At 73.9% G+C, this 16,867-nt stretch carries 13 protein-coding genes; 10 read left to right on the forward strand and 3 right to left on the reverse strand.

Features of this window, described 5'->3' with window-relative positions; all coding sequences use genetic code 11:
- Positions 1-127 precede the first annotated feature (127 nt).
- Positions 128-2,287 carry a primosomal protein N' gene (locus tag ACFXAZ_RS22155; protein ID WP_384593802.1) on the forward strand — a complete coding sequence of 720 codons (2,160 nt, stop codon included), beginning with the start codon at positions 128-130 and terminating at the stop codon, positions 2,285-2,287.
- A 161-nt stretch (positions 2,288-2,448) separates the two neighbouring features.
- Here ACFXAZ_RS22155 and ACFXAZ_RS22160 read toward each other — a convergent pair whose 3' ends face one another.
- On the reverse strand, positions 2,449-2,982 hold the full coding sequence (locus tag ACFXAZ_RS22160) for a hypothetical protein (RefSeq protein WP_384593805.1): 534 nt from the start codon (positions 2,980-2,982) through the stop codon (positions 2,449-2,451).
- Between the two features lie 263 nt (positions 2,983-3,245).
- On the opposite strand from ACFXAZ_RS22160, the gene fmt reads away from it, so the two are divergent.
- From fmt to ACFXAZ_RS22200, 8 genes are all read left to right on the forward strand, one after another.
- The gene (gene fmt / locus ACFXAZ_RS22165) at positions 3,246-4,178 is read left to right on the forward strand and encodes a methionyl-tRNA formyltransferase (RefSeq protein WP_384593808.1); all 933 of its coding nucleotides are present in this window, start codon (positions 3,246-3,248) and stop codon (positions 4,176-4,178) included.
- 301 nt (positions 4,179-4,479) lie between these two features.
- Positions 4,480-5,898, forward strand: a complete 1,419-nt coding sequence (locus ACFXAZ_RS22170) for an RsmB/NOP family class I SAM-dependent RNA methyltransferase (protein ID WP_384593811.1) — start codon at positions 4,480-4,482, stop codon at positions 5,896-5,898.
- 810 nt (positions 5,899-6,708) lie between these two features.
- Positions 6,709-7,407 carry a ribulose-phosphate 3-epimerase gene (gene rpe / locus ACFXAZ_RS22175; RefSeq protein WP_384593814.1) on the forward strand — a complete coding sequence of 233 codons (699 nt, stop codon included), beginning with the start codon at positions 6,709-6,711 and terminating at the stop codon, positions 7,405-7,407.
- Positions 7,408-7,618: 211 nt separating this feature from the next.
- Positions 7,619-8,662, forward strand: coding sequence for a sugar-binding transcriptional regulator (locus ACFXAZ_RS22180; RefSeq protein ID WP_384593817.1), 1,044 nt, complete (start codon positions 7,619-7,621; stop codon positions 8,660-8,662).
- Between the two features lie 58 nt (positions 8,663-8,720).
- The gene (locus tag ACFXAZ_RS22185; RefSeq protein WP_384593820.1) at positions 8,721-9,035 is read left to right on the forward strand and encodes a barstar family protein; all 315 of its coding nucleotides are present in this window, start codon (positions 8,721-8,723) and stop codon (positions 9,033-9,035) included.
- A gap of 131 nt (positions 9,036-9,166) precedes the next feature.
- A complete protein-coding gene (locus ACFXAZ_RS22190; RefSeq protein ID WP_384593899.1) occupies positions 9,167-10,609 on the forward strand; it encodes a GuaB1 family IMP dehydrogenase-related protein in 1,443 nt (480 codons plus the stop codon).
- Between the two features lie 139 nt (positions 10,610-10,748).
- On the forward strand, positions 10,749-11,201 hold the full coding sequence (locus ACFXAZ_RS22195; RefSeq protein ID WP_384593902.1) for an Lrp/AsnC family transcriptional regulator: 453 nt from the start codon (positions 10,749-10,751) through the stop codon (positions 11,199-11,201).
- Between the two features lie 277 nt (positions 11,202-11,478).
- Complete coding sequence (locus tag ACFXAZ_RS22200; RefSeq protein WP_384593825.1) at positions 11,479-13,179, forward strand: flavin monoamine oxidase family protein; 1,701 nt, start codon at positions 11,479-11,481, stop codon at positions 13,177-13,179.
- Between the two features lie 7 nt (positions 13,180-13,186).
- On the opposite strand, the gene ACFXAZ_RS22205 is transcribed toward ACFXAZ_RS22200, so the two are convergent.
- Positions 13,187-13,912 carry a DUF5995 family protein gene (locus ACFXAZ_RS22205; protein ID WP_384593828.1) on the reverse strand — a complete coding sequence of 242 codons (726 nt, stop codon included), beginning with the start codon at positions 13,910-13,912 and terminating at the stop codon, positions 13,187-13,189.
- Positions 13,913-14,207: 295 nt separating this feature from the next.
- On the opposite strand from ACFXAZ_RS22205, the gene ACFXAZ_RS22210 reads away from it, so the two are divergent.
- Entirely contained in the window at positions 14,208-15,371 is a 1,164-nt protein-coding gene (locus ACFXAZ_RS22210; RefSeq protein ID WP_384593905.1) for a glycoside hydrolase family 6 protein, read from the forward strand.
- On the opposite strand, the gene ACFXAZ_RS22215 is transcribed toward ACFXAZ_RS22210, so the two are convergent.
- The gene (locus tag ACFXAZ_RS22215) at positions 15,347-16,753 is read right to left on the reverse strand and encodes a uracil-xanthine permease family protein (protein ID WP_384593831.1); all 1,407 of its coding nucleotides are present in this window, start codon (positions 16,751-16,753) and stop codon (positions 15,347-15,349) included. The two genes, ACFXAZ_RS22210 and ACFXAZ_RS22215, sit on opposite strands and share 25 nt — an antisense overlap.
- Positions 16,754-16,867 lie beyond the last annotated feature (114 nt).

The following is a 16,867-nucleotide window of genomic DNA, read 5'->3' on the forward strand; positions in this document are numbered from 1 at the left end:
TTCGGTCTGCGCGGCGCCCGGGGAACTCGGGGGCCCGGAGGGCTGGAGGGCTGGGGGCGCGAGAGGGAGCCGGGGCCGGGCGGGCGGTCCCGTCGTGTTGGCAGTGCCGTTTGGTAAGAATGCAAGTGTGAGCAGCGAGGATGAGCCGGTGGAGGGTGGGGGCGCGGGGGCGCCGCCGGAGCAGCTCGCGTTCATTCGGGAGAGTGTGCGGCAGGCGAAGGTGCCACGGGCCAAGCCGCGGACCTGGCGGGGGGCCGCGCTGGCGGAGGAATTGCCGGTGGCGCGGGTCCTGGTGGACAAGGGGGTGCTGCATCTCGACCGGTACTTCGACTACGCGGTGCCCCGGGAGCTGGACGCCGAGGCCCAGCCGGGGGTGCGGGTGCGGGTGCGCTTCGGTGCCGGGCGGCACCGGGTGCGGGAGGGGCGGCGCGAGGGCGGGGGGCTGATCGACGGGTTTCTGATCGAGCGGCGGGCCGAGAGCGACTACTCCGGACCGCTGGCCGCCCTGGCGCAGGTCGTGTCCCCCGAGCGGGTGCTGGACCCGGAGTTGCTGGGGCTGGCCCGTGCGGTCGCCGACCGGTACGCCGGGAGCCTGGCCGATGTGCTGCAACTCGCCGTGCCGCCGCGCAACGCGCGCGCCGAGGGCCGCCCCTCGCCGGAACCGTCACCGCCGCCGAAGGCGCCGGAGGCGGGGACCTGGGGGCGGTACGAGAACGGGGGCGCGTTCATCCAGGCGCTGGCCTCCGGCGGCGCTCCCCGCGCCGTGTGGAACGCCCTGCCCGGACCCGAGTGGAGCGAGGAGGTCGCCATTGCCGTCGCCGCCACGCTCGCCTCGGGGCGCGGGGCGCTGGTCGTCGTACCGGACGGGCGGGCCGTCGCGCGGGTCGACGCCGCGCTGAGCGAGGTGCTGGGGGAGGGGCGGCACGCCGTGCTCACGGCGGAGGCGGGGCCCGAGAAGCGGTACCGGCAGTGGCTGGCGGTCCGGCGTGGGTCCGTGCGGGCCGTGGTGGGCACCCGGGCCGCCATGTTCGCGCCCGTGCGCGATCTCGGGCTGGTGGCCATCTGGGACGACGGCGACGACAGCCACAGCGAGCCGCACGCTCCGCAGCCCCATGCGCGTGAAGTGCTGCTGCTGCGGGCCGCACTGGACAAGTGTGCTTTCCTGCTCGGGAGTTGGAGCTGCACGGTCGAGGCCGCGCAGCTCGTGGAGAGCGGCTGGGCGCGGCCCGTCGTGGCGTCCCGGGAGCGGGTGCGGGCGAGCGCGCCCCTGGTGCGGACCGTCGGTGACGGGGATCTCGCGCGGGACGAGGCGGCGCGGGCCGCGCGGCTGCCCAGCCTCGCCTGGCAGGCCGTGCGGGAAGGGCTGCGGCACGGGCCGGTGCTCGTGCAGGTGCCCCGGCGCGGGTACGTGCCGCGGATGGCCTGCGCGCAGTGCCGGGCGCCCGCCCGCTGCCGGCACTGTTCCGGGCCGCTGGAGGCGCGCGCCCAGGGCGAGACGCTCGCGTGCGGGTGGTGCGGGCGGGAGGAGAGCGCCTGGCACTGTCCGGAGTGCGGGTCCTTCCGGCTGCGCGCACAGATCGTGGGGGCGCGCCGGACCGCCGAGGAACTCGGGCGGGCCTTTCCCGCGGTTCCGGTACGGACCTCCGGGCGCGAGCATGTGCTGGACACGGTGCCGGGAGCGCCCGCGCTGGTCGTCAGCACACCGGGGGCCGAGCCCGTCGCCGAGGGGGGCTACGCCGCCGCCCTGCTGCTCGACGGCTGGGCGATGCTCGGACGGCCCGATCTGCGCGCCGGTGAGGACGCGCTGCGGCGCTGGATTGCCGCCGCCGCCCTGGTACGCGGCCAGCCGTCCGGCGGCACCGTCGTGATCGTCGCCGAGCCGACCCTGCGGCCCGTACAGGCGCTGGTGCGCTGGGATCCCGTCGGGCACGCCGTGCGCGAGCTGGCCGAGCGGGCCGAACTGGGGTTCCCGCCCGTCTCCCGGATGGCGTCGCTCTCCGGGCCACCCGAGGCCGTCGCCCAGTTCCTGGCCGCCGCCGGACTTCCGCCGGACGCGGAGCTGCTCGGGCCCGTCCCGGTGCCGGACGCGGCCCCCGGCCGGCCCCGCCGGACCGGTGCTCCACCGCCGGGCGAGCACTGGGACCGGGTGCTGGTACGGGTGCCGCCGGGCAGCGGGGCCGCTCTCGCCTCCGCCCTGAAGACCGCACAGGCGGCTCGGATGGCCAAGGGCGGGGGAGGGGAAGGGGCGGCGGTTCGGGTGCGGGTGGATCCGCCGGATATCGGGTGAGACGGGCGGTGGATCGGAGGGGGGAGCGGGATCGACGGGGCAGGGCTCGGGCCTTCGCCCCGGGGGTAGGGGGAAATGTTCGCCCAAATGGCAGAATCCCGCCCTCCCGGACGAGGCCGGGAGGGCGGGAGATCAGCGGGTGTGCGGGCGGGCGCCGCCGGTCAGCCGTTGCGCGGGCCCGGGAACGCTGTAGGGCGCGGGTCGTCCCGCAGGGACGGGCTGCCCGCGGTCGGCTGGGTCGGCATCGCGCGGGCGGCCGGGACGGTCGGCAGGGCGCCCGGCACGCCGACCGGGCGGCTGCCCGACGGCTCCGTCGCGCGTTCGGCCTCGGCTGCGGCCTGCGCGGTGGCCCGGCGTGAGCCGTAGCGGCGGTGGACCGCCTGCTTGGTGACCCCGAGGGCGGAGCCCACCGCGTCCCACGAGAAACCGAGCGAGCGGTCGAAGTCGACCGCGGCGGTGACCAGGGTCTCGACACTGTCCCGCAGTTCCTGGGCGAGACGGACCGTCGGGGCGGGGGCCCGTCCGTAGACGACGAAGCCCGTGGAGGGGCCCGAGCGGCGCGGGCGGTAGACGTTGCCCAGTTGGGCGGTGAGGGTGCGCAACGCGTCCACCTGCCGGCGGACCCGCTCGATGTCCCGCACCAGCAAGTGCAGGCTGGCCCGAGCCTGGGCGTCGTGGGTTGCGTGGTCGGCCATGAACAAGCCTCTCGAACCGGCGTTGAGGAGAAAGGATCGGGTCGCGACCGCGGCCCGTTGGTCAACTCTTTCTTGACCAACGCGTCTTCGCGCCACGGGTCACGGTTCAGGGGCGTAAGGGCATATGCGTACGCCCCCGGTGGCGGCGCGTGCGCGGGCGGCTCCGTCGCGCAGTGGCCCGCCGCTTACACTGGTGCGCTGCCCGCACCGACAGCCGCGCGCGCCGCCGTGTCGACCCCCGCCCGAGAGGCCCGATCCCCCCTATGAAGCTGGTCTTCGCCGGTACCCCCGAAGTCGCCGTACCCGCGCTGGACGCCCTGCTCGCCTCCGGGCGGCACGAGGTGGCCGCCGTCGTCACGCGGCCCGACGCGCCCGCCGGGCGGGGCCGCCGACTGGTCGCCTCACCGGTGGCCGAGCGGGCGGCGGAGGCCGGCATCGAGGTGCTGAAGCCGGCGAAGCCGCGCGATGCGGACTTCCTGGAGCGGCTGCGCGAGATCGCCCCGGACTGCTGCCCCGTCGTCGCCTACGGGGCGCTGCTGCCCCGCGTCGCCCTCGACGTCCCCGCGCACGGCTGGGTCAATCTGCACTTCTCCCTGCTGCCCGCCTGGCGCGGCGCGGCGCCCGTGCAGCACTCCGTCATGGCGGGCGACGAGATCACCGGCGCGTCCACCTTCCTGATCGAGGAGGGGCTGGACTCCGGGCCGGTGTACGGGACGGTCACCGAGGTCATCCGCCCCACCGACACCAGCGGCGACCTGCTCACCCGGCTAGCCTTCGCGGGCGCGGGGCTGCTCGCCGCGACCATGGACGGCATCGAGGACGGCACCCTGACCGCCGTACCGCAGCCCTCGGACGGTGTCTCCCTCGCCCCGAAGATCGCCGTCGAGGACGCGCACGTCGACTGGGCGGCGCCCGCGCTGCGCGTGGACCGGGTGGTGCGCGGCTGCACGCCCGCGCCCGGCGCCTGGACCGTGTTCCGGGGCGAGCGGCTGAAGCTGATCCAGGTCGCGCCGGTGCCGGAGCGCAAGGAACTCGCCCCGGGGCGGCTGTCCGTCGGCAAGAACAATGTCTACGTCGGCACCGGTTCGCACGCCGTCGAGTTGCTGTGGGTGCAGGCCCAGGGCAAGAAGCCGATGCGGGCGGCCGACTGGGCGCGCGGGGTGCGTGACGCCGACGGTGAGGTGCTCGGGGGGTAATTCCCGCGAGCAATGGCTGCCCGGGGCCCGGCGCTGGTGCGTGGAGGGGGCTCCGGGCGTGCCCCAGAGGCCCTGGGGGGCTCCGGGCGTGTGGGGGGCGCTCGCGAGACCCCCGTGGCGGCGAGGAGCGCCCGCGTGACACCAGCGTGGTCGAGGCGCTCCGGCGCAATCCGGCCGCGCTCGCGGCGGAAACGCGCCCCGCTCCGCGACGTACGCTGGGTGCACCCCACATACACAGATCTACCCACAGCATGCACAGATCGACGGACCCCATCGACGGACCCATCCGGAGCACCTTTTCGTGAGCGACACCGCACGTCGGCCCCGCAAGACGGGCAAGCCCTACCGCCGTCCCCAGAAGGACCCCGTCCGCATCCTCGCCTTCGACGCGCTGCGCGCGGTGGACGAACGGGACGCGTACGCCAACCTCGTCCTGCCCCCGCTGCTGCGCAAGGCGCGGGAGAAGGACGGCTTCGACGGGCGGGACGCGGCGCTGGCGACGGAGCTGGTGTACGGCACGCTGCGCTGGCAGGGGACGTACGACGCGATCATCGCCGCCTGCGTGGACCGGCCGCTGCGCGAGGTGGACCCGCCGGTGCTGGACGTGCTGGCCCTGGGCGCGCACCAATTGCTCGGCACCCGCATCCCCAGTCACGCCGCGGTGTCCGCGACCGTGGAGCTGGCGCGGGTGGTGCTCGGCGACGGACGGGCCAAGTTCGTCAACGCCGTGCTGCGGAAGATCGCGCAGGACGATCTCGACGCCTGGCTGGCGCGGATCGCGCCGCCCTACGACGAGGACCCCGAGGACCATCTCGCCGTCGTGCACTCCCACCCGCGCTGGGTGGTCTCCGCGCTGTGGGACTCGCTCGGCGGGGGCCGCGCCGGGATCGAGGAACTGCTCGCCGCCGACAACGCGCGGCCGGAGGTGACGCTGGTCGCCCGTCCCGGGCGGGCCACGGCCGACGAGCTGCTGCGCGAGGAGGCCGCCGTGCCGGGGCGCTGGTCGCCGTACGCCGTGCGGCTGGCCGAGGGCGGTGAGCCCGGCGCGGTCGAGGCCGTGCGCGAGGGGCGGGCCGGGGTGCAGGACGAGGGCAGTCAGCTGGTCGCGCTGGCCCTCGCGAACGCGCCGGTCGACGGTCCCGATGAGAATTGGCTCGACGGCTGTGCCGGGCCGGGCGGCAAGGCCGCGCTGCTCGCCGCGCTCGCCGCCGGGCGGGGTGCCACCCTGCTGGCCGCCGAGCGGCAGCCGCACCGGGCCGGGCTGGTGGCGCGGGCGCTGGACGGCAACCCCGGCCCGTATCAGGTGATCACCGCCGACGGCACTCGTCCGCCGTGGCGGCCCGGCACCTTCGACCGGGTCCTGATGGACGTACCGTGCACCGGTCTCGGCGCCCTGCGCCGCCGCCCCGAGGCCCGCTGGCGCCGCCGCCCCGACGACCTCGAAGGGTTCGCCCCGCTCCAGCGCGGTCTGCTGCGCACGGCGCTGGAGTCCGTCCGGGTCGGCGGGATCGTCGGCTACGCCACCTGCTCACCGCACCTCGCGGAGACCCGCGCGGTGGTCGCCGACCTGCTCAAGCAGTTCCCCGGCGCCGACCTCATCGACGCCCGCCCGCTGCTGCCCGGCGTACCGGACCTCGGCGAGGGCCCCGACATCCAGCTCTGGCCCCACCTGCACGGCACGGACGCCATGTACCTGGCGCTGCTGCGCCGGACCGCCTGAGGGCTGGGCTGCCGGGCCGTTGTCGTGCCGGTCGGTTCGAGGGTTGCGGTCGTTGCCGCGTCGGCGCGCAGGGGCCGTTGCTGGTCGTTGCTGTGCCGGACCGGCTGAGGGCTGCCGGGCCCGGTGCTGCGCGGGGCTGCCTGACGGCCGCCGGGCCGTTGGTGTGCCGGTCGGCTTGAGGGATGCGGTCGTTGCCGCGTCGGGGCACCGGAGTGTTGCCGGCCAGTGCTGTGCCGAGCCGCCCGAAGGCCCTGGCCACCGCCGCGCCGGGCCGTTTGAACGGTGTCTGGTCGCTGCCGCGCCCCGGGCTGCCCGACGGCCGCGCGCCCCGCTGCCGCGCCCGGGGTCCTGAAAGCGCCCGCGCACTCCTCCCGTCCGGTGGCGCGGGCCCCACGCGGGGCAGGCGGCCGAGCCGCCCCCCCGTGCCTCCTTGCGCCGCGGCGGGCCGCCGCCGCGCTCGGGCTGCTGGCAGGCCGTCCGGTCGGCTGCCCCGCCGGGCCGTCCGAAAGCCGTCCGCACCCCTGCCGTCCAGGGCGGCGCAGAGGCCACGCCGGGCGGACGGTCGGGGTCCGCCCCGTGCCCTTGGCCCGCCCCAAGGGTGATCAAAGCTGTACCGGAGCAGGAGCGATGGACCTCTGCCCCGTACCTCTGGCCCGGCCCCCGCCCCTCCGGCCGCTGCCCCGCCGGGCCGTCCGGAAGCCGCCCGCACCCCCGTCGCCCAAGGAGGCCGCAAGGCCCATGCCCGACGGACGGCCAGGTCCGTCGCGTACCCCCTCGGTCGGTCCTCGTCCGGCATGGGACGCTTAGGGCATGCCCGTTCAGATCAGTCCCAGCATTTTGTCCGCCGACTTCGCGCGTCTCGCCGAGGAGGCCAAGGCGGTGGACGGAGCCGACTGGCTCCATGTCGACGTCATGGACAACCACTTCGTCCCGAACCTCACCCTCGGCGTGCCGGTCGTGGAATCGCTGGCCCGTGCCACGGACACCCCGCTGGACCTGCATCTGATGATCGAGGCGCCGGACCGGTGGGCCCCGCAGTACGTGGAGGCGGGGGCCTCCTCCGTCACCTTCCACGTCGAGGCCGCCGCCGCGCCCGTGCGCCTCGCGCGCGAGATCCGCGCCAAGGGCGCCCGCGCCGCCATGGCGCTCAAGCCCGCGACCCCCATCGAGCCGTACGAGGATCTGCTCCCCGAACTCGACATGCTGCTGATCATGACCGTCGAGCCCGGCTTCGGCGGGCAGGCGTTCCTCGACATCATGCTGCCGAAGATCCGCCGGACCCGTGAGCTGATCGCCAAACACGGACTTGAACTCTGGCTCCAGGTCGACGGCGGGGTGTCGGCGGCCACGATCGAGCGATGCGCCGAGGCCGGCGCGGACGTCTTCGTCGCCGGTTCGGCCGTCTACGGGGCCGCCGACCCGGCCGAGGCGGTCCGTGCCCTGCGCAGTCAGGCCGAGTCGGCCGGCGCCCGCGCCTCCTGGGCGTGCGCGCACCAGCACGGGGTGTGACGAGCGCCGACGCGCGTCCCACTGGACCACCGGCACCGGCAACCCCACCCACCTGCACGGTCCGGGGTGGACCACCCACCCCGGGGCCGGCGGTCGGTCCGGTCCGGGAACTGCCCGACCGGGCAGACACCCGGCCAAGGAAATGTGAACGGCTCCTATCAGGGCTGATCAACTCCGCCGGATCTGCGAGGATGAACGGCGAATCCAGAATGTGAACAGCAGTGAGGAGAACGCCGTGTCGGGTATGTCGGCGGGCCGGTCAGCCATGCGGATGGGACCCGCTGAGCTGGTCCAGGCGGCGGCCATGGCCCGCCGCTTCTACCTTGAGGGCAAATCGAAGATCCAGATCGCGGAGGAGTTCGGCGTCAGCCGCTTCAAGGTGGCCCGGGTCCTGGAGACCGCCCTCGAACGGGATCTCGTACGCATCGAGATCCGCGTCCCGGCCGAGCTGGACGCCGAGCGCTCCGACGCGCTGCGCGCCCGCTACGGCCTGCGGCACGCCGTGGTGGTCGAGTCCCCGGCCGAGGCCGAGGAGACCCCCGACCCCGAGAACCTCGGCGAGGTCGCCGCGGAACTGCTCGGCGAACTCGTCAACGAGGGCGATGTGCTGGGCCTGGCCTGGGGCCGGTCCACCATCCACATGGCCGCCGCGCTGGACAAGCTCCCGCCGTGCACGGTCGTGCAGCTGACCGGGGTCTACGACGCCGGGACCTCCGAGCGCGGCTCGGTGGAGGCCGTGCGCCGCGCCGCCCAGGTGTCCGGCGGCGACGCCCACCCGATCTACGCGCCGATGCTGCTGCCGGACGCGGCCACCGCGACGGCGCTGCGCCAGCAGACCGGCCTCGCGCGTGCCTTCGAGTACTTCGACAAGGTCACCGTGGCCTGTGTGTCCATCGGCTCCTGGGAGCCGGGCATCTCGACCGTGCACGACATGCTCAGCGACGAGGAGCGTGCGCACTACGCCTCGCTCGGTGTCGCCGCCGAGATGGCCGCGCACCTCTTCGACTCCGAGGGCCGCCGGATCGGGCGGGACCTCGGGGAGCGGTGCATCACGGTCAGGGCCGGCCAGCTGCGCCGGGTGCCGGAGGTCGTCGCCATCGCGGGCGGCCAGCGCAAGGCGGCGGCGATCGACGCCGTACTGCGCTCGGGGCTGGTCACCAGCCTGGTCACGGACACCTCGGCGGCCGACTACCTGATGACGGCCGGCGGCCCGCCGCGCTCCGCGCTGAACCGGGCGGACCCCGACGGGCTCTGAGGACTCTGACGGACCCGGACGGGCGGAGTTCGAGTACGTGGACGGAGGCGGTTCCGGCATGACGGCAGTCCAGGTGAGCCTCGACCTCGGCGGGGTCACCGACAAGGCCGGGCTGATGGACCGCTGCGCCCGCGCGCTGGCGCTGCCCGACTGGTTCGGGCGGAACTGGGACGCGCTGGCCGACAGTCTCGCCGACCGTGAGCTGTGGCCCGGGGAGTCGGCGGAGCGGGGGCTGCTGATCGTCGTACGGAACTGGGAGGCGTACGCCGTCGCGCGGCCGGGGGAGTGGGAGACGGCCGTTGAGGTGTTCGGGCAGGCGGCCGGCGCGGGGGCGGGGCTGACCGTGGCGCTGGCGCTTGGAGGAAGCTCCTAGACGTGGGCTGACCAGGCTGGATGATGTGACCTGGTGGGGCGTTCCGGGCGGCATGGGACACTGAAGTACGTGCTCTTCCCCCTGGCTGTCCTGCCCGGGGGCCGCCTCTGAACGACTGGGATGTGCAGCACGTGCGTTTCCTCAACGACATCCGGCCCTCGTACGACCTGACGTACGACGACGTCTTCATGGTGCCGAGCCGGTCCGGCGTCGGCTCGCGGCAGGCCGTGGACCTCAGCTCCCCGGACGGCACGGGCACCACGATTCCGCTGGTCGTCGCCAATATGACCGCCATCGCCGGGCGGCGCATGGCGGAGACGCTGGCGCGGCGGGGCGGGCTCGTGGTCCTGCCGCAGGACATTCCGCTCGACGTGGTCGCCGAGGTCGTCGCCTGGGTCAAGAGCCGTCATCTCGTCCTGGACACGCCGATCGTGCTCGCCCCGCACCAGACCGTCGCCGACGCGCTGGCGCTGCTGCCCAAGCGGGCGCACAACGCGGGCGTCGTGGTCGATGAGGACCAGCGGCCCATCGGGGTCGTCACCGACCAGGATCTGACCGGCGTCGACCGGTTCACCCAGCTCGAAGTGGTCATGTCCAAGGATCTGCTGCTGCTCGACGCGGACATCGATCCGCGCGAGGCGTTCAACCGGCTGGACGGCGCCAACCGGCGGTACGCGCCCGCCGTGGACCGGGAGGGCAGGCTGGCCGGCATCCTCACCCGTACCGGCGCGCTGCGCGCCACGCTCTACACCCCGGCCGTGGACGCCGACGGCAAGCTGCGGATCGCCGCCGCCGTCGGGATCAACGGCGAGGTCGCGCGCAAGGCCGAGCGGCTGCTCGCCGCGGGCGTGGACACCCTCGTCATCGACACGGCGCACGGCCACCAGGAGTCGATGATCAGCGCGGTCAAGCTGGTCCGGGACCTGGACCCGCGGGTGCCGATCGTCGCCGGGAACATCGTGTCCGCCGAGGGCGTCAAGGATCTGGTCGAGGCCGGTGCCGACATCATCAAGGTCGGGGTCGGTCCCGGCGCGATGTGCACGACCCGGATGATGACCGGGGTCGGCCGCCCGCAGTTCTCGGCGGTGCTGGAGTGCGCGGCGGAGGCGAAGAAGTACGGCAAGCACGTATGGGCCGACGGCGGGGTCCGCCACCCGCGCGATGTGGCGATGGCGCTGGCCGCCGGGGCGTCCAATGTGATGGTCGGCTCCTGGTTCGCGGGCACCTACGAGTCGCCCGGCGACCTCCAGCAGGATGCCGGGGGCCGGTTCTACAAGGAGTCCTTCGGCATGGCCTCCGCGCGTGCCGTGGCCAACCGGACCTCCGAGGAGTCGGCGTACGACCGGGCCCGCAAGGCGCTGTTCGAGGAGGGCATCTCCACCTCCCGGATGTTCCTGGACCCGGACCGGCCCGGCGTCGAGGACCTGATCGACTCGATCATCGCGGGCGTCCGCTCCTCCTGCACCTACGCGGGCGCCGCCTCCCTGGAGGAGTTCGCCGAGAAGGCGATCGTCGGCATCCAGAGCGCGGCGGGCTACGCGGAGGGCAAGCCGCTGCACGCGAGCTGGAGCTGAGCCGTCCCGGGGGCAGTCCCGGGGGCAGATCTCTTTCGCCCGGCCCGTGGGCCGACGCCCCGGGCCGGATCCTCGCGCCCTTCTGACCAGGGAAGTGCTGGGATCGAGGAGGGGGCCGGTGCCGTGTTCTACTTCCTCCGTGCTCAACGATCTCGACGAACGCATTCTGCACGCCCTCGCCGAGGACGCCCGCCGCTCCTTCGCGGACATCGGGCAGCTCGTCGGTCTGTCCGCGCCCGCCGTGAAGCGCCGGGTGGACCGGCTGCGGGCGACGGGCGCCATCACCGGCTTCACGGTACGGGTGGACCCGTCGGCGCTCGGCTGGCAGACCGAGGGGTTCGTGGAGATCTACTGCCGGGGCAACACCTCGCCGGAGACCATCCGGCGGGGCCTGGAGCGCTACCAGGAGGTCGTGGCCGCCTCCACCGTCACCGGTGAGGCCGATGCCGTCGCGCAGGTGTTCGCCTCCGACATGCGGCATTTCGAGCGGGTGCTGGAGCGGATCGCCGGGGAGCCGTTCGTGGAGCGGACCAAGTCGGTGCTGGTGCTGTCGCCGCTGCTGAGACGGTTCTCGTCGGGGGCGCCGAGCTGACGAGGGGGTATGGGCGCGGTGCGGTACGGGGGTGCGGACCGTTGGGGGCCGAGGACGGGGCGACGCAATGAATCGCCGTCCCGCCCCCGATCCACGCAATGATCCGCGCACCGGCACGCAACAGCCCCTTCTTGTCCGCGTCTGACCCCGCCTTTACCGTTTTGGGAGACCCCCGCACCCGCCCACCCCGCCGGCCATCCGGTCGCCCGGCGGTGCGTGCGGGCCGTACCCATGCACCCGGCCCCCGCCGCAGCACCCCGCAAGGAGCCCGTACCCCATGACGTCCACCGTGCCCAACGCCGTCGAGCACGCCGGGGAGCGGCAGTCGCCGATCACCATGTTCGGTCCGGACTTCCCGTACGCGTACGACGATTTCCTCGCGCACCCGGCGGGGCTCGGCCAGATACCGGCGACCGGGCACGGCACCGAGGTCGCCGTCATCGGCGGTGGGCTGTCCGGCATCGTCACCGCGTACGAGCTGATGAAGATGGGCCTGCGGCCGGTCGTGTACGAGGCCGACCGGATCGGCGGGCGGCTGCGGACCGTCGGCTTCGAGGGGCCGGGCACCGAGGGGCTCACCGCCGAGATGGGCGCGATGCGCTTCCCGCCCTCCTCCACCGCCCTCCAGCACTACATCGACCTGGTCGGGCTGACCACCCGGCCCTTCCCCAACCCGCTCGCCGAGGCCACCCCGTCGACCGTCGTCGACCTCAAGGGCGAGTCGCACTACGCCGAGACCGTCGCCGACCTCCCACCCGTCTACCGCGAGGTCGCCGACGCCTGGAGCCGGTGTCTGGAGGAGGGCGCCGACTTCTCCGACATGAACCGCGCCCTGCGCGAGCGGGACGTACCGCGCATCCGCGAGATCTGGGCCCGGCTGGTGGAACGCCTCGACAACCAGACGTTCTACGGCTTCCTCTGCGACTCCGACGCCTTCGCGTCCTTCCGGCACCGCGAGATCTTCGGCCAGGTCGGCTTCGGCACCGGCGGCTGGGACACCGACTTCCCCAACTCCATCCTGGAGATCCTGCGGGTCGTCTACACCGAGGCCGACGACCACCACCGGGGCATCGTCGGCGGCTCCCAGCAACTGCCGCTGCGGCTCTGGGAGCGCGAGCCGCGCAAGATCGTGCACTGGGCGCTCGGCACCTCGCTGGCCTCCCTGCACGAGGGCGGCGTCCCCAGGCCCGCCGTCACCCGGCTGCACCGCACCGCCGGGAACCGGATCACCGTCACCGACGCCGACGGCGACATCCGTACCTACCCGGCGGCGGTCTTCACCGCCCAGTCCTGGATGCTGCTCTCCCAGATCGCCTGCGACGACGCGCTGTTCCCGATCGACCACTGGACCGCGATCGAGCGCACCCACTACATGGAGTCCAGCAAGCTGTTCGTCCCCGTCGACCGGCCGTTCTGGCGGGACAAGGACCAGGACACCGGGCGGGACGTGATGTCCATGACGCTCACCGACCGGATGACCCGCGGTACGTATCTCCTGGACGACGGTCCGGACAAACCGGCCGTGATCTGTCTCTCGTACACCTGGTGCGACGACAGTCTGAAGTGGCTGCCGCTGTCCGCGCACGAGCGGATGGAGGTCATGCTGAAGTCGCTCGGCACGATCTATCCCGGCGTCGACATCCGCAAGCACATCATCGGCAACCCGGTGACCGTGTCCTGGGAGAACGAGCCGTATTTCATGGGCGCGTTCAAGGCCAATCTGCCCGGTCACTACCGCTACCAGCGGCGCCTGTTCACCCACTTCATGCAGGACCGGCTGCCCGCCGACAAGCGGGGCCTCTTCCTGGCCGGTGACGACATCTCCTGGACGGCGGGCTGGGCCGAGGGGGCCGTACAGACCGCGCTGAACGCGGTCTGGGGCGTGATGCACCACCTCGGCGGCACCACCGATCCGGCCAACCCCGGCCCCGGCGACCGGTACGACGAGATCGCGCCGGTCGAACTCCCGGAGGACTGAGCGCCGTTCAGCCCGGCAGCGGCGTCAGCATCATGCGGCCCGCGAAGCCGACCGCCGCGTCCAGGCGGTCGGTGAACTCCGCGGCCACGTCCGGCAGGGCGCGCAGCGCCCACAGGGCCCGCGCCGCCGCCCAGGTGGCGTCCCGGGCGTGCTCCAGGCTCCACGCGCTCAGCAGATGGGTCAGCGGATCGGCGATCCGGAGCAGATCGGGACCCGGCATCAGCTCCTCACGGATGTGCTCCTCCAGCGTCGCGAGGAGATCGCCCACCCGGTCGAACTCGTCCTCCAGTTCGGCCGGAGCGCAGTCGAGCGTACGGCAGGCGTCCACCACGGCGAGCGCCAGATCGTGCCCGATGTGCGCATTGACCCCGGCCAGCGCGAACTGCAACGGGCGTACACCGGGATGGCGGCGGAGCTGGAACAGCGGACGCCAGCAGGCGGGTGGCCGGCGCCCCTGTGCCGCCGCGTCGACGGCCGTCAGATAGCGCTCGGCGAACCGTACGTCCAGGGTGGCCGCCACCCGTGGATCGGCGAACCGTACGTCCGGCGTGGTCGCCGCCCGTGGCCCGGCGCACCGGCCGGTGCCGATCTCCTGGGCCACGGCCCGGGTGACCGCGAGATAGACACGGTTGAAGACGGCGACCCCGTCCCGCGCGGGCAGGGTCTCGTCGAGGGTGCGCATCCGTGCGACCACCGCGTCGACGGGTGTGGTGAGGTGTTCCAACGGCGCCATGGGGGCAGGGTCCCAGCCTTGGGCCGCCCGCGGCGCCCAAGGGCCGCCGCTTCCCCAGAACGGGGGACGCGGCCGTCGCGGGGGAGGGGCGAGCGGCCTGCGGGCGAAGGTGAGGGCCGTGAGGGGCGAAGGCGGGGGCAGTGGGGGACGACGGCAGGGGGCAGTGGGGGCCCATGGGGATGACGGGGGCAATGGGGGCGATGGGGACGCGGAGGATCGTACGATGACCGGCTCGCGTGCGCGGCGCCTGGCGGCCCGTCGGGCGGCGCGCAGGCGTGCGGCCGGGCGGCACGCCATGGTGGTGGCGGCTTCGGTGGTGGTGACGGTCGGGGCGGTGGCCGGGCTGCTGGCGGCGAGCGGGGAGCGGCCCCGCCCGGACGAGGCCGGACCCGCCGAGGTCACCGGCACTCCGCGCGTCGAACGCCACCCCGTGTCGTCCGCGCCCGGGCCCGCGCCCTCGCGGTCGGCTGTCATGCCCTCCGCGTCCGCCTCCCCGTCGTCCCGTCCCACCCCGGGACGAACGGTGACGCCGACGCCCGTGCCCCCACCGAGCAGCCCGCCCGCGACCGAACCCCGGACCACCCCCGCCGCCTCCCGTCTCTACCGTCACCCCGAGTCCCAGGTGCTGGACTGGGTCCGCGACAACCCCGGCGATCCGCGCGCCGACCTCATCGAATCGGCGATAGCCGCCCGCCCGGCGGCGGTGTGGTTCACCGGCGACACGCCCGACACCCTCACCGGCCGGGTCCGCGAGGTCACCTCGGGCGCCGCCGCGCAGAACCGGGTCCCGGTGCTGGTGCCGTACGCCGTCCCGAACCGTGACTGCGGCGGGCACTCCCAGGGCGGCGCGCCGGATCTGGCCGCCTACGACGACTGGATCGACGCCTTCGCCGCCGGGCTCGGGGACGCCGAGGTCATCGTGATACTGGAGCCCGACTCGATCGCGCAGTCCGACTGTCTGTCCGAGGACGAGCGCGCCGACCGGTTCGCCTCGCTGGCCCGCGCGGGCCGGGTGCTGAAGGCCGCCGACCCGCGGGCCCGCGTGTACTACGACGCCGGGCACTCCGGCTGGCGTGCCCCCGCCGATCAGGCCGCGCTGCTGCGGCAGGCGGGCGCGGCCTCGCCCGAGTCCTCCGACGGGATCTTCAGCAATGTCTCCAACTTCCACCGCACGGCCGACGAGATCGGCTACGCCCGCCAGGTGCTGGACGCCCTCGGCGGCCCCGACGGGCTCGGCGCGGTCATCGACACCAGCCGCAACGGCAACGGCGCCCCGGCCGACGGCGAGTGGTGCGACCCCGCCGGACGCCGGATCGGTACGGCACCCACGCTCAGCACCGGCGAGGCCCGCGTCGACGCCTACCTGTGGGTGAAGCTCCCCGGCGAGTCCGACGGCTGCAAGGGCACGCCGGGCACGTTCACACCCTCGTACGCCTACGACTTGGCGCGCGGCGTCTGACCGTCGCCGCCCGGTGTGTCGTACGAACTGGTGCCCTCGTCCAGCAGGGGTTCCTGGGTTTTGAGGTGGGCGGGGGCGAAGGCGCGCAGGGCGTGGTAGCCGGTGATGACGACGAGGGTGCCGAGCGCGATGCCGCTGAGGGAGAAGTTGTCGCTGATCTTCAGGGAGACATTGCCGACGCCGATGATGATGCCGGCCGCGGCCGGGACCAGGTTCAGCGGATTGCGCAGGTCGACGTCGGCGTTGATCCAGATCTGCGCGCCGAGCAGGCCGATCATGCCGTACAGGATGACGGTGATGCCGCCGAGCACCCCGCCGGGGATCGCGGCGACGATCGCCCCGAACTTCGGGCACAGACCGAACAGCAGGGCGAAACCGGCGGCGGCCCAGTAGGCGGCCGTCGAGTAGACACGGGTCGCGGCCATCACGCCGATGTTCTCGGAGTACGTGGTGTTGGGCGGGCCGCCGACCGCCGTCGACAGCATGGAGCCGACGCCGTCGGCGGAGATCGCCGTACCGAGTTTGTCGTCGAGGGAGTCGCCGGTCATCTCGCCGACCGCTTTGACGTGCCCGGCGTTCTCCGCGACCAGCGCGATCACGACCGGCAGCGCGACCAGGATCGCCGACCACTCGAAGGACGGGCCGTGGAAGGCGGGCAGCCCGATCCAGTCGGCCTGGCCGACGGCGGAGAAGTCCAGCCGCCAGTGGTCGGTGACCTTGCCGCTCGCGTCGACCGAGTGGATCCGGCCGAAGATCCGGTCGAACGCCCAGGAGACGCCGTACCCGAAGAGCAGGCCCAGGAAGATCGCGATCCGCGACCAGAAGCCGCGCAGACACACCACGGCGAACGCGGTGAACAGCATCACCAGCAGGGCGGTCCACTGGTCCTGCGGCCAGTAGGTGGACGCGGTCACCGGGGCGAGGTTGAAGCCGATCAGCATCACCACCGCGCCGGTGACGATGGGCGGCATCGCCGCGTGGATGATCCGCGCCCCGAACCGCCGCACCGCGAGCCCCACGAGGAACAGCGCGGCGCCGACCACGAAGACCGCGCCGGTCACCGTGGCGCTGCTGCCGCCCTGGGCGCGGATCACGGCGGCGACCCCGACGAACGACAGCGAGCAGCCGAGGTAGCTCGGCACCTTCCCGCGCGTCGCCAGCAGGAACACGACCGTCGCGACGCCCGACATCATGATGGCCAGATTCGGGTCCAGGCCCATCAGGACCGGGGCGACGAAGGACGCGCCGAACATGGCGACCACGTGCTGGGCGCCGAGTCCGGCGGTGCGCGGCCAGGTCAGCCGCTCATCGGGCCGGACCACCGCACCGGGCGCCGGGGTGCGTCCGTCGCCGTGCAGTTTCCAGCGGACGCCGAGATCCATGGGAGGGGTCGCTTTCGTCGTGCGTGCAGGTCAGGACCATTGTCGGGGGTGGGGAGAGGGGGTCGGTGACCGGGGCTGCGGGGGTGGGGGAGGCTCGCGGTTGGGGCCGGCGCC

The sequence above is a fragment of the Streptomyces sp. NPDC059477 genome, from assembly GCF_042749375.1.
Lineage (GTDB): Bacteria > Actinomycetota > Actinomycetes > Streptomycetales > Streptomycetaceae > Streptomyces.